The 21,356-nt window shown below is 74.2% G+C and carries 15 protein-coding genes, 3 tRNA genes and 1 pseudogene; 10 read left to right on the forward strand and 9 right to left on the reverse strand.

Annotation, left to right across the window (positions count from 1 at the left end):
- Positions 1–83: 83 nt before the first annotated feature.
- Positions 84–1,151, reverse strand: coding sequence for an EamA family transporter (locus AB0O11_RS00175; protein WP_363380026.1), 1,068 nt, complete (start codon positions 1,149–1,151; stop codon positions 84–86).
- A gap of 152 nt (positions 1,152–1,303) precedes the next feature.
- Between AB0O11_RS00175 and AB0O11_RS00180 the strand changes: the two genes are divergently transcribed.
- The 3 genes from AB0O11_RS00180 to AB0O11_RS00190 all read left to right on the forward strand — a co-directional run bounded on the left by AB0O11_RS00180 (position 1,304) and on the right by AB0O11_RS00190 (position 5,707).
- Positions 1,304–2,176 carry a DUF1906 domain-containing protein gene (locus tag AB0O11_RS00180; protein WP_363380028.1) on the forward strand — a complete coding sequence of 291 codons (873 nt, stop codon included), beginning with the start codon at positions 1,304–1,306 and terminating at the stop codon, positions 2,174–2,176.
- A gap of 45 nt (positions 2,177–2,221) precedes the next feature.
- A complete protein-coding gene (locus tag AB0O11_RS00185) occupies positions 2,222–3,463 on the forward strand; it encodes a hypothetical protein (RefSeq protein WP_363380031.1) in 1,242 nt (413 codons plus the stop codon).
- A 582-nt stretch (positions 3,464–4,045) separates the two neighbouring features.
- Entirely contained in the window at positions 4,046–5,707 is a 1,662-nt protein-coding gene (locus AB0O11_RS00190; protein WP_363380034.1) for a long-chain fatty acid--CoA ligase, read from the forward strand.
- Between the two features lie 61 nt (positions 5,708–5,768).
- Here the strand turns inward: AB0O11_RS00190 and AB0O11_RS00195 are convergent, their stop codons facing one another.
- Entirely contained in the window at positions 5,769–9,209 is a 3,441-nt protein-coding gene (locus AB0O11_RS00195) for a PAS domain-containing protein (protein WP_363380037.1), read from the reverse strand.
- Between the two features lie 177 nt (positions 9,210–9,386).
- Between AB0O11_RS00195 and AB0O11_RS00200 the strand changes: the two genes are divergently transcribed.
- The 6 genes from AB0O11_RS00200 to AB0O11_RS00225 all read left to right on the forward strand — a co-directional run bounded on the left by AB0O11_RS00200 (position 9,387) and on the right by AB0O11_RS00225 (position 13,472).
- Positions 9,387–9,480: transfer RNA gene (locus tag AB0O11_RS00200), tRNA-Ser, on the forward strand.
- Between the two features lie 188 nt (positions 9,481–9,668).
- Positions 9,669–9,744: transfer RNA gene (locus tag AB0O11_RS00205), tRNA-Arg, on the forward strand.
- Positions 9,745–9,775: 31 nt separating this feature from the next.
- Positions 9,776–9,851, forward strand: a tRNA-Arg gene (locus AB0O11_RS00210).
- Between the two features lie 354 nt (positions 9,852–10,205).
- On the forward strand, positions 10,206–11,009 hold the full coding sequence (locus AB0O11_RS00215) for a hypothetical protein (RefSeq protein WP_363380040.1): 804 nt from the start codon (positions 10,206–10,208) through the stop codon (positions 11,007–11,009).
- Between the two features lie 193 nt (positions 11,010–11,202).
- Positions 11,203–12,480 (forward strand): SPFH domain-containing protein, encoded by a 1,278-nt coding sequence (locus AB0O11_RS00220; RefSeq protein ID WP_363380043.1) that lies wholly within the window; start codon positions 11,203–11,205, stop codon positions 12,478–12,480.
- Positions 12,477–13,472 carry a C40 family peptidase gene (locus AB0O11_RS00225; RefSeq protein ID WP_363380045.1) on the forward strand — a complete coding sequence of 332 codons (996 nt, stop codon included), beginning with the start codon at positions 12,477–12,479 and terminating at the stop codon, positions 13,470–13,472. Before AB0O11_RS00220 ends, AB0O11_RS00225 begins: the two co-directional genes overlap by 4 nt.
- Positions 13,473–13,745: 273 nt before the next feature.
- On the opposite strand, the gene AB0O11_RS00230 is transcribed toward AB0O11_RS00225, so the two are convergent.
- Positions 13,746–14,699, reverse strand: a complete 954-nt coding sequence (locus AB0O11_RS00230) for an aldo/keto reductase (RefSeq protein WP_363380047.1) — start codon at positions 14,697–14,699, stop codon at positions 13,746–13,748.
- Between the two features lie 153 nt (positions 14,700–14,852).
- Between AB0O11_RS00230 and AB0O11_RS00235 the strand changes: the two genes are divergently transcribed.
- A complete protein-coding gene (locus AB0O11_RS00235; protein WP_363380048.1) occupies positions 14,853–15,053 on the forward strand; it encodes a hypothetical protein in 201 nt (66 codons plus the stop codon).
- 54 nt (positions 15,054–15,107) lie between these two features.
- Here the strand turns inward: AB0O11_RS00235 and AB0O11_RS00240 are convergent, their stop codons facing one another.
- The 6 genes and pseudogenes from AB0O11_RS00240 to AB0O11_RS00265 form a co-directional block, all read right to left on the reverse strand.
- A complete protein-coding gene (locus tag AB0O11_RS00240; RefSeq protein WP_363380050.1) occupies positions 15,108–16,118 on the reverse strand; it encodes an endo alpha-1,4 polygalactosaminidase in 1,011 nt (336 codons plus the stop codon).
- A gap of 22 nt (positions 16,119–16,140) precedes the next feature.
- A complete protein-coding gene (locus tag AB0O11_RS00245; protein WP_363380052.1) occupies positions 16,141–16,836 on the reverse strand; it encodes a spherulation-specific family 4 protein in 696 nt (231 codons plus the stop codon).
- Entirely contained in the window at positions 16,833–17,750 is a 918-nt protein-coding gene (locus tag AB0O11_RS00250; RefSeq protein ID WP_363380054.1) for an NAD-dependent epimerase/dehydratase family protein, read from the reverse strand. Before AB0O11_RS00250 ends, AB0O11_RS00245 begins: the two co-directional genes overlap by 4 nt.
- Before the next feature lie 143 nt (positions 17,751–17,893).
- Positions 17,894–18,577 (reverse strand): annotated as a pseudogene (locus AB0O11_RS00255) (sugar phosphate nucleotidyltransferase); the annotation flags it as partial.
- Between the two features lie 75 nt (positions 18,578–18,652).
- Positions 18,653–19,645, reverse strand: coding sequence for an SDR family NAD(P)-dependent oxidoreductase (locus tag AB0O11_RS00260; RefSeq protein WP_363380056.1), 993 nt, complete (start codon positions 19,643–19,645; stop codon positions 18,653–18,655).
- 134 nt (positions 19,646–19,779) lie between these two features.
- Positions 19,780–21,300 (reverse strand): hypothetical protein, encoded by a 1,521-nt coding sequence (locus AB0O11_RS00265; protein WP_363380059.1) that lies wholly within the window; start codon positions 21,298–21,300, stop codon positions 19,780–19,782.
- Positions 21,301–21,356 lie beyond the last annotated feature (56 nt).

Below are 21,356 nucleotides of genomic sequence, written 5' to 3' on the forward strand. Positions count from 1 at the left end.
GCTGAGCCGCTGAGCCGCTGAGCCGTGAGTCGCTGAGCCGTGGGCGGCCGGGCGGCTCACGGGCCCGTGGACCGACAGGCCCGTCACCGCCGGCCGGTCAGCGTGGCGCCCACGCTGGCCGCGACCACGCAGCCGATCCCGGCCAGCTGCGGTACGCCCAGCAACTGGCCCAGCACCACCAGCCCGACCAGAGCGCTGACCGCCGGCTCCAGGCTGACCAGCACGCTGAACACCCGCTGCGGCATCCGTCGCAGCGCGGTCATCTCCAGCGCGTACGGGATCACCGGCAGCAGCAGCGACACCCCGGCCACCGCGGCGAGCAGCGCCGTCGGTGAGGCGCCGGGCGCGGTGAGCCCGTGCCAGGCCTGGCCGAGCCCGAACGGTGCCAGCGTCAGTGCGCCGACCGTCATCGACACCGCCAGGCCCTGGAACCCCTGGAAGGCCGCGCCGACCTTGTCGGTGAACAGGATGTACGCGGCGTAGCAGGCGGCCGCCCCGAACGCGTACAGCAGGCCGACCGGGTCGAGCGACCCGCCGCCGTCCCCCTTGCCGAGCAGGGTCAGCAGCACCACGCCCGCGGCCGCGAGCAGCGCCCAGAGCAGGTGGCTGGCGCGCCGGGCGAAGACCAGCGCGACCGCGAGCGGGCCGAGGAACTCGATGGTCGCGGCGGTGCCCATCGGCAGCCGGTCGATCGCCCCGGCGAACAGGAAGGTCATCCCGGCCGAGGCCATGCCGAGCAGCGCGGCCGCGGCGAGGTCGCGCGGGCGCTTGTCGCGCAGCTTCGGCCGGGTGACGGCGAGCAGGATGACGGCGGCGAAGCCGAGCCGCAGGAAGGTCGTGCCGCTGACGCCGAGCGGGCCGAACAGGGGCTTGGACAGCGCGATGCCGGTCTGCACCAGGAACATCGCGGTCAGACAGAGAAGCGGCGCCGGGATCCTCTCCGGGCGCCGCAGGACCTTGCCGAACCGGCCGGTGGACCGACCGGGGTGGACTTCGGGTGGCGCCGCGGGGCCGGACGCCCCACCTCGTCGCCAGCTTCCCCGCTCGCCGGCAGGCTCGCCCTTGGGGGCGGGCGGCATGGCAAGGGCCTCGGCGACGGCGGCGGCCGACGACGAGGCTGCGGGGGTTTCGCTGGTATGGGAGGTGGGCATATCCGTGAGTTTGCCGTAAGGAGTGACAAACCGGCAAGCTCGTTACAAAAATCGGGACGGATGCGGACGGGTGCGTCCGAAAGGGTGGGCCCGCGCGGGGCTTGCGGCGTGGTTGCCGCGATCGTCCGACGGCTCGTCAGTATCAAGGCGGGGTGCGCCATCTCCGCTCCGTCGCCCTCCTCGCCGCCGCCCTCGTTCTCCCGCTGGCCACCGGCGGGACGGGCGTGCGCGCCGAAGCCGCCGTCCCGGCCGCCGTCGCCGTCCCCCGCATCCGGGCCGTCACGCTGCCCGACCGATCCGGCCCGCCCCGGCTCCGTGACACCTGGAACGGTCCCGCCTTCGACGCCTGCACCGCACCGCCGCTCGACACCCTGCGGGCCTGGCGCGGCACCTCCCCGTACGGGGCGGTCGGCATCTACACCAGTGGCTCCCAGCGCGGCTGCAGCCAGTCGAGGCTCACCGCCGAGTGGGTGCGCCAGGCGAGGGAGCTGGGCTGGCGGTTCCTGCCGGTGCACGTCGGGTTGCAGGCGCCGTGCGCCGACCTGAGCCACAAGCCCAAGCGGATCGACCCGGCGAGGGCCGTCGAGCAGGGCCTGGAGGAGGCGGGTGAGGCCGCCCAGGCCCTGCGTTCGCTCGGGCTGGCCCAGGGCAGCCCGGTCTACCTGGACATCGAGGCCTACCCGATGCGCGACCCGGCCTGCGGCCAGGCCGTGGTCGACTTCACCCTCGGCTGGACGGCCGGCCTGCACGCCGCCGACTACCGATCCGGCTTCTACTCCAGCCTCGACTCCGGCATCGCGGACCTCGCCGCCGCCGCCCGGGCCGGCAGCTCCCCGATGCCCGACGCGCTCTGGTACGCCCGCTGGGACGACCAGGCCGACACGACCGGCTCCGGCGGTATCGCCCCCGACCTCTGGAGCCTCCACCAGCGCGTCCACCAGTACCACGGCAACGTCCAGGAGACCTTCGGCGGCGCGACCCTCACCGTCGACCGCAACCACGTGGACGGCCCGACCGCCGACTGAGACCCGCAGATAGGGTGGCCCCCGATCGAGCACGGGGGGAACGGCATGGTGAACGGCCAGGGGCGCGGCGGCACCGACGGGTACGGCGGGCCGCCGCCCCAGAACCCGTACGGGCAGGCGCCGTACGCGCAGAACCCCTACGCCCAGAACCCGTACGCGCAGCCGGTGCCGCCACAGCAGCAGCCGTACCCGCCGCAGCAGCTCTACCCGCCCCGGCAGCCGCAGCCCGTCCCGCCGCGGCAGGCTCACCCCGATCCCCAACAGCCCCACGCCGCCGCCGGGTTCGGAGCCACCCCGCAGTGCGGAGTCGGCCGCCCCGGCGGCTTCCCCGGCCCCGCGCCGCGCCGCAACCGCGTGGCCGTACTGGTCCAGTTCCTCCTCCAGTGGATCTACGCGCCGCTCTGGATCCTCGGCCTGGTGCTCCTCTTCATCGTCCTGATCTTCGCGGACTACAGCGGGGGAGGCCCCAGTTCGGACGGCTGGCTGAAGGTCAACCGCAGCTTCATTCCGCCGCGCCGACTGCGGGCCGAGCTCACCGGCCGGCCGGAGCACTGGGAGCGCTACGTCGCCCCGATCCTGGCGCGCCGGATCGCCGCCGCCGAGGCGACGCACGCGGCCGGCGGCGGCGAGGTGCAGGCCGACCTCGGCCGGGTGGTGCAGACCGGGCTCGCGCTGCGGCTCTACCGCGGCCTCGGCGCGGCCGGTGTGGTGCAGCTCGCCGAGAAGCACGGCTGGTACGGCGTGGCGTCCGGGACCGACGCCGGGCACGTCCGGCTCGCCCGCCACTTCCCCGCCCCGGCCACCCTGAACGCCCCCTCCCCGCAGGACCCGCCCGCCGCCCCCGGCACCCCGTGGGGCCCGCAGCCGGTCCGCTTTGCGCCGCTGCTGCCGTTCGTCTTCCTGCTCCAGATCGTCTACGTCCCGGTGTACGGTCTGCTCACCTTCTGGGTGAACCACCCCGAACCCGACCACTGGGACCGCTGGGGCGCCCGCTGGACCGTCGGCCCGCGCGCCTTCCGCGCCGAGTTCACCAACAGTCCCGCCGCCTGGGACCGCCACATCCGCCGCATCCTCCAGCGCGACACCAAGCGCACCACCACCGACACCGCCGCCCGCACCCCCGACGGCACCCTCGTGCACCGCATCCGGCTCAACCGCGCCACCTACCGCGGCGCCGGCGCCCACCAGGCCCTCCGCATCGCCGCCGAACAGGGCTGGACCCTCGACCCCGCCTACACCCCCGACCCGGCCAACTCCCTCCGCCTCTGCCGCCCCGGCCGCCCCTGAGCTGCGGCCGTCCCCACCGAGTGCCCCATTGCCGCCTTCCGACGGGGAGTATCAGAACCTGACAGCCCGTCTGGCGATCCGCCGGTCCACTGGTGACGCCCCGTATATGTTCGTCGGGCGGAGCGGATCCGGGATCGGGGGGATCGGGTTGTCGAACAGGATTGGGGAGGCCTTCGGCCGCGGGCCGGTGGCGAAGGCCGGTGCGCCGGTGCGGCCCCCTTCCCCGGGGCCGACGCCGACAGTGCCCGATGCCTAGCGGGTTGAGGGCGATGCGGCGGGGTGGACGGGTGGACGCGTGGCCGCGGTGCGGGTGGTCGAGGCGGGTGCCGGCGGGGTGTGGCGGAGCCGGACCCTGGCCGTCGCGGAGTATTCGGGCGTTCCGGCGGACGTGCGGGCCGCGCTGCCCCTCTGGCTTCGGGAGGGGCTGGAGGGCCGAACCGGGACGAATCCGTGATCAGTGCAACGGGGCCGGGATACTGACAGCGGGGGGTGGGGGCGGCACAATCGGGCACGTCCGCGCGCATTACCGCCCGGTAGGTGCCGCAGGCGCAGCCGCCAGTGCCGCCAGGTCAAGGAGGACCCGTGTTCAGCACGATGCAGGACGTACCGCTCACCGTCGCCCGAATCCTGGAGCACGGGTCCACGATCCACGGCCGCTCGACCGTGACCACCTGGGACGGCACCGGGCCGGTCGTCCGCAGTTACGCCGAGGTCGGCGCACGGGCCGCGCAGCTCGCCTGCGCGCTGCGCGACGAGCTGGGGGTGAGCGGGGACGACCGGGTCGCCACCCTGATGTGGAACAACACCGAGCACCTGGAGGCGTACCTCGCGGTCCCCTCGATGGGATCCGTGCTGCACACGCTGAACCTGCGCCTGCCCGCCCAGCAGCTGTCGTTCATCATCAACCACGCCGCCGACCGCGTGATCATCGTCAACGGCACCGTCCTGCCGCTGCTCGCCGCCGTCCTCCCGGACCTCGCACCGACCCTCAGGCACATCGTGGTGAGCGGCCCCGGCGACCGCTCGGTGCTGGCCGGCTTCGCGGGCGGCGTGCACGACTACGAGGAGCTGATCGCCGGCCGGCCCGCCGAGTACCCGTGGCAGCACGACATGGACGAGCGGCAGGCCGCCGTGCTCTGCTACACCTCCGGTACCACCGGGGACCCGAAGGGCGTGCTCTACAGCCACCGCTCGGTCTACCTGCACTGCCTCCAGGTCAACACCGGCGACAACTTCGCCTTCACCCCGCGCGACACCGCGCTGCCGGTGGTGCCGATGTTCCACGTCCAGGCCTGGGGCATCCCGCACGCGGCCTTCATGTCCGGCGCCAACCTGCTCATGCCGGATCGTTTCCTCCAGCCGAAGCCGATGGCCGAGATGATCGCCGCCGTCCGCCCGACCGTCAGCGCCGCGGTCCCCACCATCTGGGCCGGTCTGCTGGACGAGCTCGACGCGGGTGACTACGACACCTCCAGCCTGCGGATGGTGGTCATCGGCGGCAGCGCCTGCCCGCCGTCGCTGATGAAGGCCTACGAGGAGCGCCACGGCATCCGGGTGCTGCACGCCTGGGGCATGACCGAGACCTCCCCGCTCGGCTCCTTCGCCCAGCCGCCGGGCGGCCTGACCCCCGAGCAGGGGTGGCCGTACCGGATCACCCAGGGCCTCTTCCCGGCTTCGGTCCAGGCCCGGCTGATCGGCCCCGGCGGCGAGCGGATGCCGCACGACGGCGTCTCGGCGGGCGAGCTGGAGGTGCGCGGCCCGTGGATCGCCGGGGCGTACTACGGCGGCGCCGGCCAGGACCCGGTCCGCCCGGACGACAAGTTCTCCGAGGACGGCTGGCTGCGCACCGGCGACGTCGGCACCATCACCGCCGACGGCTACCTGACCCTCACCGACCGGGCCAAGGACGTCATCAAGTCCGGCGGCGAGTGGATCTCCTCGGTCGAGCTGGAGAACGCCCTGATGGCCCACCCCGACGTGGCGGAGGCCGCCGTGGTCGCCGTCCCGGACGAGAAGTGGGGCGAACGCCCGCTGGCCACCGTGGTGCTGCGCCCGGGCGCGACCGCCGGGCTGAAGGAGCTGCGGGCCTTCCTGGGCGAGCGGATAGCCTCCTGGCAGCTGCCGGAGCGCTGGTCGATCGTGGAGTCGGTGCCGAAGACCTCGGTCGGCAAGTTCGACAAGAAGGTGATCCGGGCCGGCTACGCGGCGCAGGAACTGGACGTGACGGTGCTCGGCAAGGAGTGAGACCGCGGAGAGGGCCGGCCGCTCCCGTACGGAACGGGGGCGGCCGGCCCTGCCACGTGCGTCAGCCCGCGGCGGCGACGCCCGCCTCGCCCATCGCGCCGATCCGCCCGAGCAGGTCGACGATCCGGGACTGGACGTCCTCGCTGGTCGAGCGCTCGGCGAGGAACAGCACCGTCTCGCCGGTGCGCAGCCGGGGCAGTTCGCGCGGGTCGAGGTCCACCGAGGTGTAGACCACCAGCGGGGTGCGGTGCAGCCGGTCGTTGGCGCGCAGCCAGTCCAGCAGGCCGACCCGGCGGCGGCGGATCTGCAGCAGGTCCATCACCACCAGGTTGGGCTGCACGCTGCTGGCCCGGGCGACCGCGTCGTTCTCGTCCACCGCGTGCTCGACGTGCATGCCGCGCCGTTCCAGGCTGCTGATCATGGCGGCGGCGATGTCCGGGTCGCCCTCGACCAGCAGCACCCGCGGGGCGTGGTGCTCGCCGTCGCGCGGGGCGAGGGCGCGCAGCAGGACGGCCGGGTCGGCCCCGTACGCGGCGTCCCGGGTGGCCTGGCCGAGGCCGGCGGTGACCAGCACCGGGACCCGGCGGTTGAGCGCCGCGGTACGCAGCGACTGGAGCGCGGTGCGGGTGATCGGTCCGGTCAGCGGGTCGACGAAGAGGGCGGCGGGGAAGCCGGGGACCTGGGCGTCCACCTCCTCGCGGGAGCGGACGATCACCGGCAGGTAGCCGCGCGCCTGGAGGGCCTGCTTGGTGGCCGGGTCGGGCTCGGGCCAGACCAGCAGCCGGCGGGTGTTGGCCAGCTCGCCGGCCGGGGCCGACGGCTGCTCGGCGGCGGGCCGGTGGTCGGCGGCCGGGAGCTCGGCCATCGGGCGCGGCGCGGTGCGGGCGGCGTCGGCCGGGACGGGCGGCTGCGGCGCGGCGGCGGGCACCGGTGCCGGGCCGAGCGGGCGCGGCGGGGCGAGCTCGCCCAGGCCGGTGCCGACCGGGCGCGGGCCGGACGGCTCCTCGGCCGCGGGCAGCGCGGCCCGGGCGGGCGCCAGCGCGGTGCCGGGGGAGGGCTGGGCCGGGACGGCCGGGCCGGAGGCGTTCACCAGGGCGTCCGGGCCGGGCCCCGGCGGGACGGCCAGCCGGCGGCGGCGCCCGGTCGGCGCGGCGGCGGCCGGTTCGGGCAGCGCGGGCGCGGGGCCGGCCGGCAGGGCGTGTTCCAGACCGGGGTAGACCGGGGCGTCGGCCGCCCCGGGCAGGGCGAAGCCGCCGGAGGGCTCCTCGGCCGAGGGCAGCGCGCGGCGGCGCCGGTGCTTGGTCTCACCCGGGGCCTGCTCCTGGGCGGCCTCGGCGGTCGGGGTGCCGCCGGGCGGGGTGCCGTCCGGGGCGGCGGGCGCGGGGGCCGGGCCGATCGCGAGCGGCTCGCGTCCGCCGGGGCGGTTCGGCTGGGGCCGGTTGCCCTCGACGGGTACGGCGTAGGCGGGGCCGGAGCGGCCGTCGTCCTTGCCCCACGGGTCGCTCTGGGCGCCGTCCGGTCCGGCCAGGCCCTGGCGGCCGTACGCGGGGTCGTTGCCGGTGCCGTTCCACTGCTCGGGGACGGCCCGCTCGACCCGGGCGGGGGCGTTCGGCCACTGGTCGGCCGGAATGTCGGGGTCGCCGGGGGTGCCGGACTCCGGGGTCTCGGCGGCCGGGCGGCCTCGGCGGCCGCGCCGCTCGGCGGGGGGCTCCTCGGCGGGCGCCTGCTCCGCGGCGGGGGCCTCGGGGACTGGCTGCTCCCCGGCGGCCGTGGGCTCGGCGGTCTCGCCACTGCTGGGCAGCTGGGGAATGCCCGGAAGCTCGGGCAGGACGGCGCTGTCGCTCTCCTTGGGCCGGTCGGAGCGGCCTTCGGCGGCGGCGCGCTCGGCGGCGGCCTTCGCGGCGGCCGGGTCCAGCGGCAGCTCGACGACGTACGTGGTGCCGGCCTTGCCGGGCAGCTCGTGCGGCTGGAGCACGCCGCCGTGGCGCTCGACCACCGCGCGGGCTATCGGCAGGTGGACGGGGCTGCCACCGACCCCGGGTCCGCGGATCTCGACCCGGGCGACCTCGCTGCGCTGGGCGGCGGCCAGCACGACGGTCGGCGGCTCGGGGGCGGGCGTCAGCGTGGGCGCGGCGGCGCCGTTCAGCCCGGGCACGGCCAGGCCGGGGGAGGGAGCGACCGGGTCGTCCAGGGCCAGCACGACGCCGCTGACGTCGGCGACCAGGTGGGCCAGCGCCTGGGCCAGCCGCCGCTCGTCGGCGATCACCTCGACCGCGGCGGCGTGCACCGAGAACCGCACCCGGCCGGGGCCGACCAGCTCGCCGGCCTCCTCGACGGCCCGCCGGATCACCTTGTCCAGGCCCACCGGCACCCGGGACGCGGCCTTCCGCCCGTCCTTGCCGTCCTTGCCGGCCTTGGGTTCCTTGCCGTCCTTGGCCTCGGTGCCGCTGCTCTCGCCGGCCTCGCAGCGCTGGTGGTCGAGCACCCCGTCGATCAGCTTCCCGAACCGGCGGCACTCGGCGGCCAGTCGGCGCAGCGTCCAGTTCGCCTCCGGCCAGAGCTGGCCGGCCGGGTCGGCGGCGAGCGCGTCGAGCCGCTGGTTCAGCGCGTTCAGCGCGCCGCCCAGCTCGCTCTCCAGGACGGCGGTGAGGTGCTCGTTGCGGGCGACCAGGGCGAGTTCGCGGCTGCGGTCGGTGAAGGTCATCACCGCGCCGACCAGCTGGTCGCCGTCCCGGACCGGGGCGGTGGTGAGGTCGACGGTGACCGGCCGGCCGTCCTTGCGCCACAGCACGGTGCCGCGCACCCGGTGCTTGCGCCCGGAGGTCAGGGTGTCCATCAGCGCCGACTCCTCCAGCGCCAGCGGGGTGCCGTCGGCCCGGGAGTGCTGGATCAGCGGGTGCAGCTCGCGCCCGCCCAGCTCGCTCGCCCGGTACTCCAGGATGTGCGCGGCGGCCGGGTTGACCAGCACGCAGCGGCCTTCGAGGTCCACGCCGAGCACGCCCTCGGCGGCGGCGCGCAGGATCATCTCGGTCTGCTTGTGCTGGCGGCGCAGCTCGGCCTCGACGCCGAGCCGGCCCGAGAGGTCGCGGACCAGCAGCAGGAGCAGGTCGGAGGAGGAGGGCGAGTTCTCGCGGTACGAGTCGTACGGGGAGCGCGCGTAGCCGCGGCCGTCGCCGTCGTCGGCGAAGTCGTTGCCGGAGACCTCGACCGGGAAGGTGGTGCCGTCGGTGCGGTGGGCGGTCATCCGGACCGGGCGGTCGAGGGCGTCGCCGTCGCGGGTGGCCGGGCGCATCGAGCCGGGGATGCGGCTGGGGTCGAACTCGGGCAGCAGACCCAGCACGCCCATGCCGACCAGTGAGGTGCCCGGCGCCTGCAACGCCTGGACCGCCGCGCTGTTGGCGTCCACGACGGTGCCGTTGCTGTTCACCAGCAGCAACGCGTCGGGCAGGGCGTCGAGTATGGCGGCGAGGCGAGCAGCGCCTCGGATCGGCCTGCTGCTCACGTCGACAGGTCTCCTCGGCTCGGGGCAGCTCCTCCGGAGACGGCAGTATCTCATTCTTCTTTGCGGCGGGGACGACCCGCCTAGTAACGTTGGCGGTGGTTGGTGCCGAGCCCCACGGTTGTGGCATCATCACTGACACACGGAACGGGTCCGCTCACGCGGGTACGCTCCATGTGGGGAGGCTTCGCCTAGTCCGGTCTATGGCGCCGCACTGCTAATGCGGTTTCGGGGTTATTCCTGATCGAGGGTTCAAATCCCTCAGCCTCCGCCAGTCGGGAGCCCCCGTCGACGATCTTGTCGGCGGGGGCTCTTCGCGTTCCCGGAGTGGTCCGGGGCGCGGCGGCGCCGGAGGGGGCCGGGCGGGGTCGGGCGGGGGTCGGGGCAATCGATTTCGTCCTGCGCCGCAGGTCATGTAATGTTGTCCCCGCAACGCCCCGGAGGCACCGTTCACCAGGGCGAGCGCTCATAGCTCAACGGATAGAGCACTTGACTACGGATCAAGAGGTTGCAGGTTCGAATCCTGCTGAGCGCACCAACCACCGCAAGATCGGGTTCGCCCGTTCCTTGCGCTCATAGCTCAACGGATAGAGCACTTGACTACGGATCAAGAGGTTGCAGGTTCGAATCCTGCTGAGCGCACCATCGAGAAGCCCCCGGCCACCGGCCGGGGGCTTCTCCCGTTTCTCCGGGGTTCCCGGCGGACGATTCGAACAGGGTTTCCCGGTGGATGGTCCCGCCCAGGAGGGTGGTGGCCACCGGATGGGCCCGGACGTCCCATTCCCGCGTCCGTTCGGGTGGTGTCGATTGTCGCCTAATGGATGAAATGCAGTCGTTTCGGGTACATCCCGTCCTGTCGCCCGGATGACCGCCAAACGGGTGGGACACGGCCAAAAGCACAGGTGTCGCAGTATGACCGGCCCAGGATCGTGATTCCTTTTCGTCGGATCTTGTGCAGACTGCCCACCGCCCCGGCAGCCGACCGCGAAGGAGAGCCGGATGAGCCGACAGTTTCCCCGTACGGCTGTCGCCCTGGCCGTCCTCGCGAGCGGGCTGCCGACCACGTGGAGTGCCCCGCTCTCGGTGGCCCGGCAATCCCCCGGCACCCGGTCCGCCAGGCGGGCGGCGCTGCCCTCAGGGCTTTCGGCCCGGGTCGATTTCGACGCCGCCCCGGGAACGGGCGTCACCGCCGGGCCGGACGACGGGCCGCTGGTCCGGCTCGATTGCGGGGCGGGCCTGCGCGGCCCGTTCGCCGGCCCGCGGCCCAGGCCCCAGCCCGGCCGCGGCGAGTACCGGGGCGCCGACCCGTCGATCGCCTTCCCCGCCGAGGCCGAGATCGGCCGCTTCCACCGGCGCACCGCCCCGGCCGCGGTCGGTGACCGGCGGATCGAGCTGGTCGTCGGCGCCGCCCGGCCGGAGATCGCCGAGCCGGCGTCCGGTGTGTCGGCGGTGTCGTCGATCCCCGCCGACCCGGGCCCGAGTGGGTCGGCTTCGGCGGCGACCGCCGTGATCACCGCGCCCGCCGCTCCCACCGGGCCCGTCGTCCCGACTCCGTCGATCACTGCGACCGTTTCCCCGGCCCCGGCCCCGGCCCCGGCCCCGGCCATCGGCTTCGGCGCCTTGCCGACAGCCGTCGCCGCGGTGGAGTCCGCGCCATCGCCGGTGGGAGCCGTCGGCACGGCCGGCCGCCCCGGGGGAGCCGGCCGGCGCGGTGGACTCGCCGGAGTCCTGCTGGTGCTCACCGGCCTCGGACTGATCACCCGTCGGGTGTTCGCCCGCAGGGCCGGTGTTCCTCGGCGCTGACCTGCGCCGAACCGTCCGACCATCCATTCATGTGTCTGCGCGTCAGGTCGGCTTTGGATGATTCGTCAGTAAATGTCGACACACCTCGGTTCAAATGTCGCATTTGATGACGTATGAACTTAGCCTGACCATGGCACTGCCCGTCAGATCCGGGCCGCCCGTTGCGCGACACACCGACCCAGAGGATCCGTGCATGGACGTCACCCGCGATTCTTCGCTGCGACCCGACAACCTGCCCAAGACGCTCCCGCCAGCCCTGCCGGAACGTTCCGTCTCCGGTCCCGGCCCGCTGGCCAGCGCCACGGCCGTCAAGACCGTCAAGCAGGGCGGACCGGCCGACGGCGGCCCGGCGACCACCCCGCTGGCCGTCGTCCCGAGCCCGTCGCCGGCCGAACCGGTGGACCTGCGCGACCCGCTGGAGACAGCCGCGCCGGAGACCGTCGCACTCCTGGGCACCACTGTGGCCGGGGCCCCGACCGCCGCCACCACCACCCGGCGCCCGCCGCGCGCCGACCAGACACTGCGGGAGCACCGCGCCACCGCGCTGCCCGGCTGGATCGCCCTGCTGGCGGTGCTGATCGGCGTGGCCGGCGTGCTGCTCGTGCTGCTGCGCACCGGTGTCCTCCCGCACTGGGACGTACTGCCCGACCTGCGCGACAGCGCCGCGCAGGAGAGCGGCCGGGTGGAGGTGGACGCGCAGTCGATCGCCGCGGCGGCCGCGGCCGGCCTGCTGGTGGTGTTGACGCTCGCCGGTCTGCTGGCCAACGCGGGCGGCGAGACCCGGGTGCTGACCCGCTGGGGCCGCTACCGGGGCACCGTCCGCCGGACCGGCCTGGTCTGGGTCAACCCGCTGCTGCGCCGCCGGCGGGTGGACGTGCGGCTGCGGCACTGGCGCAGCGAGTCGGTCAGGGTGGTGGACCGCACCGGCACGCCGATCGTGGTCCGGCTGCTGATCGTCTGGCGGGTCAAGGACACAGCTCGGGCGCTGCTGGCGATCGAGGACCACGAGAGCTACCTGCGCGAGCAGGTCCAGGCGGTGCTCACCCGCACCGCGTCCATCCTGCCCTGCGACAGCAACGCGGCGCCCGGCCCCGCGCTGCGCGACGGGCAGTGGTTCGCCGACGAGTTGACCAGAGCGCTGGCCGCCGAGGTCGCCCCGGCCGGCCTGGAGGTCTACTCGGTGCAACCGCTGGCCCTGGACTACGCACCCGAGGTGGCCGAGTCGATGCGCCGGCGCCGGCTGGCCGACCTGGACGCGGGCCTGCGCACGGTGCTGGTGGACGACGCGGTGGAGGCGGCGGCGCTCGCCGTCCGCCGTCTGGAGCGGGCCACCGCGCACGAACTGGACGAGGCCGCTCGCAGCGCGCTGATGGAACAGCTGCTGGTCGCCTTCGTCGCCCCGGCCGGAGTGGCCGCCTCGGTACCGTCCCCGGCCTCCCGGGCCGGGCGGAAGGAAGGACGACCCGCATGAGGATAGCCACCGGCGCGTACGCCGAACCCGCCATCACCATCGGCTCAGGCGGCCCCGACGGTGATCCCGGTCTGATCGGTTTCGAGGAACGCCTCGGCAGCATCCCCGCGATCGCGGGCTGCGACTGCCCGAACTGCGCCGTCCGGCCGCGCACCGCCCGCTCCGCGGTGGCGGCCGGCGGCGGCCGAATACACCGGGCCGTGCGAAGCACCTGCCTGGCCACCACCGTGCTGGCGGGCGCCGGCGTCGTCGGTCTGACGGCCGGCGCCGGATCCGCGCACGCCGCGGCCGGGAAGCAGGGCTGGGACGGGTCGAAGTACTGGTTCAAGAACGGCTCCGGCGAGTGGCGTTGGACCAGCCACTACGACGTCTACGCGAGCCGCGCCGGGCAGTCCGGCGGCTCGGCCGGCCCCACCGCCCGGGCCGTCTCCAACGGCCCGGCCTCCTCCACCGGGATGCGCCAGGGCTGGGACGGGTCGAAGTACTGGTTCAAGAACGGCAGCGGCGAGTGGCGTTGGACCAGCCACTACGACGTCTACGCGAGCCGCACCGGGCAGTCCGGCGGCGGTCCGGCCCCGGCCCCCGCGCTCCCCGCGAGCCGTTCGGCGGCCAGCCCCGCGCCGGCCTCCGGGAGCACGGAATCGGCCATCGACTACGCGCTCGCCCAGCTGGGCAAGCCGTACGTCTGGGGCGGCAACGGCCCGTCCGGCTACGACTGCTCCGGGCTGGTCCAGCAGGCCTACCGGCGCGCGGGGACAACCCTGCCGCGGGTGGCCGACGACCAGTACGCGGCGACCACGCCGATCAGCGCCGGGCAGCTGCGCCGCGGCGACCTGGTGTTCTGGTCCGACAGCGGCCGGGCCTCGGGGATCCACCACGTGGGGATATACCTGGGCGGTGGCAAGTTCGTGGAAGCGCCGCGGCCGGGCACGACCGTCCGGATCTCGACCCTCAGCTCGGGCTACTACCCGACCCACTTCGGGCGGCCGTAGCCGCGAAGCCGTGCCGGGCCCCGACGGCGCGCCGCGGCCGGGGCCCGGACCGCGTTCAGGGCAGCTGCGGGGCGGAGCAGCCGTGGCGCTGGGCGGAGCGGGCGGCGAAGGTGCGCAGGGCCTCCTTCTCCCGGGCGTTCTCGTCGACGGTGCGGGAGTTGCCCTTGATCCCGTCGACGGTGCCGGATGCCTCCCGGAACGCCGCAGGCCGCGAACTGCGCCCAGGGCGGGGCGGGTTCGCGGCCTGCGGGGCCGGGGTGGTGCCGGGCGGGCTCAGGCGGAGGCGGCGTCCAGCAGGGCGGTCTGCGCCGGGGTGAGCTTCAGGGCGGCGCCGGCCAGCAGCGGCGGGAGCTGCTCGACGGTGCGGGCACTGGCGATCGGGGCGGCGACCGTCGGACGGGCGGCGAGCCAGGCCAGGGCGACGGAGGCGGGCTCCACCCCCTGCTCGGCGGCGACGGCGTCCAGCGCCTCCAGCACCTTGGGGCCGCGCGGCTCGGCCAGGTAGCGGGCGGCGCCCTCGGCGCGGGCGCTGTCCACTCCCGCGCCGCCCGGACGGTACTTGCCGGTCAGGAAGCCGGAGGCCAGCGCGTAGTACGGGACGGTGGCCAGACCGTGCTCGGCGACCACGTCGGCCAGCGGGCCCTCGAAGGTGCTGCGCGAGACCAGGTTGTAGTGCGGCTGGACGGCGACGTACTTCGCCAGGCCCTCGCGCTCGGCGAAGGCCAGCGCCTCGGCGAGCCGCTCGGCGGAGATGTTGGAGGCGGCGACCGCCCGGACCTTGCCCTCGCGGACCAGCTCGTCCAGCGCGGTGACGAACTCCTCGACCGGGGTGTCGTCGTCCCGGTGGGTGTAGTAGAGGTCGATCCGCTCGATGCCCAGGCGGCGCAGCGAGTCCTCGGCCGCGGCCTTGATGGTGGCGGCGCCCAGACCCTTGCGCTCGGCGTGCATGCCGACCTTGGTGGCGATCACGATGTCCTCGCGGTTGCCGCGGCTGCGCAGCCAGTTGCCGATGACGGTCTCGGACTCGCCGCCGGTGTTGCCCGGGGCCCAGGCGGAGTAGACGTCGGCGGTGTCGACGAAGTTGCCGCCGGCCGCCGCGTAGGCGTCCAGGACGGCGAAGGACTGCTGCTCGTCGGCCGTCCAGCCGAAGACGTTGCCGCCGAGGGCGAGCGGGAAGACGGACAGGTCGGAGGTGCCGAGGCTCACCCGGCTGTGGGTTCCGGTCATGATCCCAGTGAACCGGATGGCGGGTGGGGAATTCCGCGAAACGCCCGGTCTTCACGAGCCCGTCGCGCCGCTGTCGCACGTGGGGGTGGTGTGGCCCGTACGACGGGGGTCCGGGGTGTGCCTGAGGTGGGCCGATTCGTTAGAGTCCGTGCCATGGCTGACAACGACTACGACCCCGCCGGCAGCACCCAGATGTTCCGGGCGTTCGTCGACGAGAGCCCGGCGCCCCAGGCCCCCGGCAACGTTTCCACCTACGGCAGCACCAAGAGCGGCAGCCGCACCGGCGTGATCGCGCTGATCGCCGTCGTCGCACTGGTCGTCCTGGGCGGCGTCATCTGGCTGGCGGTCAAGTGACCCTCGCGCGGGTGACCCTCGTCCGGGTCACCCGCGCGACGGCAGGGGAACGCCTCAGCAGGGCTTGCGCCAGGCGTTCAGTTCGAGCTTCTTCTGCATCGAGCTGAAGCCCAGCGACTTGGTCCTGCCGCAGAACTGGCCCGTGTCGAGTTTGTACTCGACGTGGAAGACCGCCTTGCCCGCCTTGACGAAGGGGGCGACCCGGTCGCACTCGTCGAACTGCGCGCACTCCTCGTTGACGGCGAAGTCGAAGTCCGGGAGGAGCGCCGGGATCTGGTCCAGGTCGTTCTTCAGGCCGATGGCCAGGCCGCGTTCGTGGGCGAGCTGCGCCAGCATCCGGTTGTACTTGAGCTGGTCGTCCGGGGTCAGCGGGAAGCCGCTGTTCTGGTTGTAGGCCTCGATGGTGTCCGGCTCGATGGCGTCGAAGCCCTTGCTCTTGCACATGTCGAAGCGGGCGGCCATCAGCGGCCTGAGCTGGTCGAGCTTGCGGATGTCGAACCACTTCTCGCCCTTCCAGCCGGTGTCCGAGCCCTGGAGGGTCTTGGCGAAGGCGGCGGAGTCGGGGCGGAAGTCCTCCCAGGATCCGGCGTTGATGTAGCAGATCACCTTGCGGCCCTTGGCGTGCAGCGCGGCCACCACCGAGGCGTCGTTCTCGAAGCCGTCGATGTCGTAGACCGGGACGTCCACCGACTGGTCCACACCGCCGCCGAGCTGCCACTGCCAGGCCAGGCCGGGCGTGGGCTGCCAGCGGGCGCCGGCGGGTTGCGGGGCGGGGTTGCCCGGCGGGGTGCCGGGCCCCGGTGGGGTGGCCGGCGGCGTGTTGCCGCCGGGTGTGCCCGGGGCCGGTCCGGTGGTGCCGGGGGTGTCCGGGGTGCCCGGGGCGGTGGTGGTCGGGTCGGGGGTGCCGGGGGTGCTCGGCGCGGTGGCCGCGGGGGAGTTGCTCGGGGTGCCGTCGGCCGAGTCCTGGTCGTCCTCCGATCCCGAGCTGCTGCACGAGCTGACCAGCAGGGCGGTGGCGGTGGCGAGGGCCAGGGCGGCCGGAAGCAGCCGGTTGCGACGGTTCACGGTAGTCGGACTCCGGATCGGGTCAGGTCAGTTCAGCGGCGTTCAGGCCGTACGGCAGGGTGCGCCAGGGGTTCTCCCCGGCTCCCGGTACGGCGCAGCCGACGCCGGCTCGCCGGGCGGCGATCAGGGCGGCGGCGTCCTGGGCGTGCTCGACGGGGACGTCGTAGACCAGGTGGCAGAAGCGCGACGCCGCGTGCCGGCCGGTCCACAGCGGCAGCGTCATGGCGCGGTAGGCGTCCCAGTCGCCCTCGAAGGTGACCAGCAGGTCGGCCAGGCCGACCTCGGCGTAGCCCGGGTCCGGGTGCTCGCCGTGGCCGAACACCACGGTGCCGCAGCCGGCCGCGCGGGCGGCCGTGGCCAGCCGCCGGTAGTGCGGCAGAGCGCCCGGGTGGGTGGTCACCTGGTCGAGGTAGACACCGGTGATGCCGTGTCGCTGGCGGTACGTCAGGATGTCCGCCACCACGGCCGCGTGTGGCCGGCGACCGTAGTCGGTGTCGGTGTAGCCGACCAACGGCAGGCCCGCGGCGCGGAGTTCGTCGGCCGCCTCGGCGAAGACGTTGTCCGGGACCTCGCCCGGTCCGTCGGCGAGGTTGAGCACGACGGCGGCGATCCGGGCGGGGTCGGCGGCGGCGACCGCCTGCCAGGCCGCCGGGTCCACCGCGGGGTGGACGTACAGCGGCACCAGCAGGCGGCCGTCGGGGGTGGGCCCGGTGATCATGCGACCACCGGGTCGGGCGTGGGCCCGGCGGTGCCGAGCCACAGGTCGCGCAGGGTGTCGGCGAGGTCCGTCTCCGGCCGCCAGCCGAGTTCCCGGGCGGCGGCCGCCACGTCGGCCTGCTGCCAGGAGACCGCGGCCGAGCGCTCGGAGCCCGCCCCGCTCTCGTCGATCCGGCCGGTGAAGCCGGCCGCGGCGACCAGCCCGTCGGCGATCGCCCGGACCTGCCGGGCGTGCCCGGAGGCCAGGTTGAGCACCCGGGGGAGCGGACGGTCGGCGGTGACGGCCAGGCCGACCGCCTTCGCCACGTCCCGGGCGTCGACGAAGTCGCGGTAGGCGGAGAGGTCGCCGACCGTGATCACGCCGTCGGCGCCCTCGGGCGCCACCCGGCGCAGTTCGGCGGCCAGCCGCCCGGGCAGCGAGCCCGCCGGGGCGCCGGGGCCGACCGGGTTGAACACCCGCAGCACCACGGCGTCCAGCGGCGAGCCGGCCACCGCGAGGGAGCCGGCCAGCTTGGTCGCGCCGTACACGCCGACGGGGCGGGCGTCGGCGTCCTCGGACAGCGACTCGCCCTGCGCGCAGACGCCGTACTCGCCGGCCGAACCGATGTGCACCAGGCGGGCCTTCGGGGCGCCGAGGGAGAGCGCCTCGCAGAGCACCGCCGGGCCGCGGGCGTTCACCTCGGCGAGCTTGACCGCGCTGCCGGCCACCGCGCCGGCGAAGTTGACCACCGTGTCGGGGGCCAGCGCGGACAGTTCCTCGCCGAGCGGGCCGGCCTGGGCGGTGGCCAGGTCCAGCCGGAGGTCGTGGTCGGGCCGCCGGCCCGCGGTCAGCACGATGGTGCCGGGCAGTGACCGCAGGACGGCTGTGGCGTGACGGCCGAGGAAGCCGTCGCCGCCGAGGAGCAGGATTCTCACGCGGCCCGTCCGTCACTCTCGACGCCCGCGGCGGCGGGCTCGGCGGGCGCGTCGTCAGGGGCGGTGCGGGCGGCCGGGATCGGCAGCTCCGCGACGCCCGGCGTGACGCCGGTCGACTCGAAGGGCATCAGGGCCGGGCGGATGGTGGAGAACTCGGCGTTGGCCCGGTCGTAGTCGTCGGGCCGGCCGATGTCCAGCCAGTAGCCGCCGAACTCGTACGCGGAGGGCGGGGTCCCGGCGGCCAGCAGGTCCAGCACCAGCTCGTCGAAGCCCAGCGGCAGGCCGGGGGTGTACTTGGCGAGCGCCGAGCGGGAGACGCCGTACACGCCCATCGAGACGCGATAGTCGATGCTGGGCTTCTCCTGGAAGCCGGTGATGGTGCCCTCGTCGGCGGTCAGCACGCCGAAGTCGATCTTGACCTGGCGGGCGTAGGTGGCGATGGTCAGTGGCGCGCCGGACGCCTCGTGGTGCTTGAGCACCCCGGCGAAGTCCAGGTCGGTCAGGATGTCGCCGTTCATCACCAGGAAGTGCTCGGGCAGGCGCTCCTGCATGGTGAGCAGCGGGCCCATGGTGCCGAGCGGGCTGTCCTCGACGGCGTAGCCGACCCGCAGGCCCCACTGGGAGCCGTTGCCGACGTAGGCGCGGATGATGTGGCCGAGGTGGCCGATGGCCAGGGTGACGCTCTGGAAGCCCGCGGCGGCGAGCTGGCGCATCACGATCTCCAGGATCGCGTGCTGGTCGCCGATCGGAACGAGCGGCTTGGGAAGCGCGGTGGTGTACGGGCGGAGACGGACGCCCTTACCGCCGGCCAGGATCACTGCGTGCATGGTGTTTCCCCCACGGAAAGGATGTGCAGGACACGAACCTTGGTTACCAGGACGAGCAAGATCGGTTACGGCGGGTCAGACGTTGTAGATGTCGGTCTTGTAGCGGGCCAGGTTGGCCGGGTCGCGGAAGAACTCGATGGTCTGCTCCAGGCCCTGCTCCAGGCTGAAGCCGGGCGCCCAGCCGGTGGCCTCGCGCAGCCGGGTCGCGTCCGCCACCAGGCGCATGACCTCGGAGTTGGTCGGACGGATGCGCTGCTCGTCCTCCTTCACCACCAGGTCCACCCCCATCAGCTTGCCGACCAGGGTGACCAGGTCGCCGACCGAGATCTCGCCGCCGGTGCCGGCGTTGAAGGTCCGGCCGACCACCGTCTCGGCGGGCGCGGTGCCCACCGTGCGGAAGGCGTTGGCGGTGTCCTTGACGAACATGAAGTCGCGGGTCGGGCGCAGGTCGCCGAGGGTGATCTCGGTCTGGCCGGCCGCGACCTGGGCGATCACGGTCGGGATGACGGCGCGCATCGACTGGCGCGGGCCGAAGGTGTTGAACGGGCGCAGGGTGACGACCGGGGTCTCGAAGCTGGCGTGGTAGCTGTCGGCCAGCCGGTCCCCGCCGGCCTTGGAGGCGGCGTACGGGGACTGGGTGTTGATCGGGTGGTCCTCGGTGATCGGGACGGTCTGCGCGGTGCCGTAGGTCTCGCTGGTGGAGGTGTGCACCAGTCGGGGGATCTCCAGGTGGCGCACCGCCTCCAGCACGTTCAGGGTGCCGGTGACGTTGGTGTCCACGTACGAGTGGGGGGCGCGGTAGGAGTACGGGATCGCGATCAGGGCGGCCAGGTGGTAGACCGCCTCGGTGCCCTTGACCAGGCCGTTGACCGAGCCCGGGTCCCGGACGTCGCCGAGGATGATCTCGACCGAGTCCAGCACCTCCTGGGACAGGGTCTCCAGCCAGCCGAAGGACGAGAACGAGTTGTACTGGACCATCGCGCGGACGTGGTGCCCGTCGGCGACCAGGGTCTCGACGAGGTGGGAGCCGATGAAGCCCTCGGCTCCGGTAACCGCGACGCTGCTCATACGGATTTCGCTTTCTCGATCTGCCGGGGCGGTCCGCCGCTCTGCGGCGGCCGACCGCCGTGGCCCGATGGGTGTCTCAGGTGAAGCGGGTACGACGGTGCACGTGAATGGAGGCGTGCGGGATATTCGATGTGTCAGCGGTGCTGGGTGGTGCGGCCGAGCGCGGGCCCGGCGAGTGCGGTGAGGACGAAGGCGGCCGCCCCGCAGCCGATCAGCTGCAGGACGATCGGGTCCGCACCTGCCAGCAGCCCGGCGCTCTCGGCGACCGCGGCGGCCAGACAGACGAGGGCGGTGCTCCAGCTGAACCCGAAGGCGTTCAGCAGCAGCGCCAGCCAGAGCGAGCCGCCGAGGAGCAGCATCGCGCCGAGCTGCGGCACACCGAGCGCGGGGGCGCCGGGCCACAGCACGGTCGCGGCTGCGTCCAGCGCGGCCACGGTGGTGAGGTAGATGAACAGGCAGCCGAGCAGGATCGCGCCGGTGCGGCGGGAGAACTGGCCGCTGGTGTGGCTGGTGCGCAGCGCGGCCACCGCCAGCGCCCGGTAGCGGAAGAGCAGCCACTCGGCGAGGCCCAGGCTGAGCGTCAGCGCGATCATGGCCGGGCCGGTCGGGGTGGTCGACGTCTCCTGCGCGGGGTGGCCGCCGGTCTGCACGGCCTGGTGGATGGTCCCGCCGAGGCCGGCGATCAGCGTGAGCGCGCCGCAGGCCAGGCCGAACAGCAGGTGCGGGACCTCCTGGCGGACCGGCAGCTTCAGCTCGACGGACTCGCGTTCGCTGCCGCGGATGCAGACCAGCAGCTCCCGGACGGCCAGCCCGACCGCCAGCAGCAGCGAGGCGAGCAGCACGATCGTACGGACCAGCTGCGGGACGTCCACCGCCAGCACCACGCCGGCGCCGACCGAGGCCGGGGCCAGCGCCAGCAGCAGGAACTTCTCCCGCCCGAGCACCAGCAGCACGGTGGCCGCGCCCAGGTAGCAGGACTGCCCGGCGGCGAAGCACAGCGCGCCGAGCGGCCCGCCGACCGCGTACGCGGCGGCCGCCGCGACCAGTGCGCCGACCGGGGCGCCGACGGCCAGGCAGACCGCGGCCTCGCGGCGGCGCAGCCGGCCCAGCCAGCGGTAGGAGCGGTGCGCCAGTGCCTGGTTGAAGCCCCAGCTGACCAGCGTGGCGACGGACAGCGCGAGCATGCCCGAGGGCAGGCCGAAACGCATCCGGGTGGTCGCGAACAGGTTGGCGCCCAACAGGTAGCCGAGCCCGGGCAGGGCGAAGACCAGGCCGCGCACCACGCAGCGCCAGGGGTCGGCCCGCCAGGGGTTGGCGAACTCGGAACTCGGGCCGGGGTAGCGGCGTTCGACCTTCTCGAACAGCTCCTCGGCGACGGTGAACGCGTCGGGGCGGCCGTACAGCAGGGCGGCCTGCTCGTCCGAGAGGCCGTCGGACTCCAGGAAGGCCGCGATCTCGTACGGGTGGACGGCGTCGGCGCAGACGTCGCGCAGGCGCTCGGCGAGTTCGTCCAGCGGGTCCGCGGAGAGGTAGAGCGACTCCTCGGGCTCCGGCTCCGGCGGGGCGGGGCGACGGCGCTTGAGCGGCAGCGTGCGCAGCTGCATGGTGGGCTCGGGGCCGGCTTCGCCCGGCACCAGGCGCAGGGGGCCGCTCATGCACCCACCTCGCTGCGCTCGGCGGCCGCTTCGCGGGACGCGCACCTCTTGATCGT

The sequence above is a fragment of the Kitasatospora sp. NPDC093102 genome, from assembly GCF_040683915.1.
Taxonomy (GTDB): domain Bacteria; phylum Actinomycetota; class Actinomycetes; order Streptomycetales; family Streptomycetaceae; genus Kitasatospora.

What these genes read in the sequence shown, in the direction of transcription:
- AB0O11_RS00230 (WP_363380047.1), bottom strand. Translation starts at nt 14,699, where the DNA reads ATGACCGGAACCCACAGCCGGGTGAGCCTCGGCACCTCCGACCTGTCC.
- AB0O11_RS00265 (WP_363380059.1), bottom strand. Translation starts at nt 21,300, where the DNA reads ATGAGCGGCCCCCTGCGCCTGGTGCCGGGCGAAGCCGGCCCCGAGCCC.
- AB0O11_RS00220 (WP_363380043.1), top strand. Translation starts at nt 11,203, where the DNA reads ATGGACGTCACCCGCGATTCTTCGCTGCGACCCGACAACCTGCCCAAG.
- AB0O11_RS00235 (WP_363380048.1), top strand. Translation starts at nt 14,853, where the DNA reads ATGGCTGACAACGACTACGACCCCGCCGGCAGCACCCAGATGTTCCGG.
- AB0O11_RS00245 (WP_363380052.1), bottom strand. Translation starts at nt 16,836, where the DNA reads ATGATCACCGGGCCCACCCCCGACGGCCGCCTGCTGGTGCCGCTGTAC.
- AB0O11_RS00175 (WP_363380026.1), bottom strand. Translation starts at nt 1,151, where the DNA reads ATGCCCACCTCCCATACCAGCGAAACCCCCGCAGCCTCGTCGTCGGCC.
- AB0O11_RS00225 (WP_363380045.1), top strand. Translation starts at nt 12,477, where the DNA reads ATGAGGATAGCCACCGGCGCGTACGCCGAACCCGCCATCACCATCGGC.
- AB0O11_RS00215 (WP_363380040.1), top strand. Translation starts at nt 10,206, where the DNA reads ATGAGCCGACAGTTTCCCCGTACGGCTGTCGCCCTGGCCGTCCTCGCG.
- AB0O11_RS00185 (WP_363380031.1), top strand. Translation starts at nt 2,222, where the DNA reads ATGGTGAACGGCCAGGGGCGCGGCGGCACCGACGGGTACGGCGGGCCG.
- AB0O11_RS00260 (WP_363380056.1), bottom strand. Translation starts at nt 19,645, where the DNA reads ATGAGCAGCGTCGCGGTTACCGGAGCCGAGGGCTTCATCGGCTCCCAC.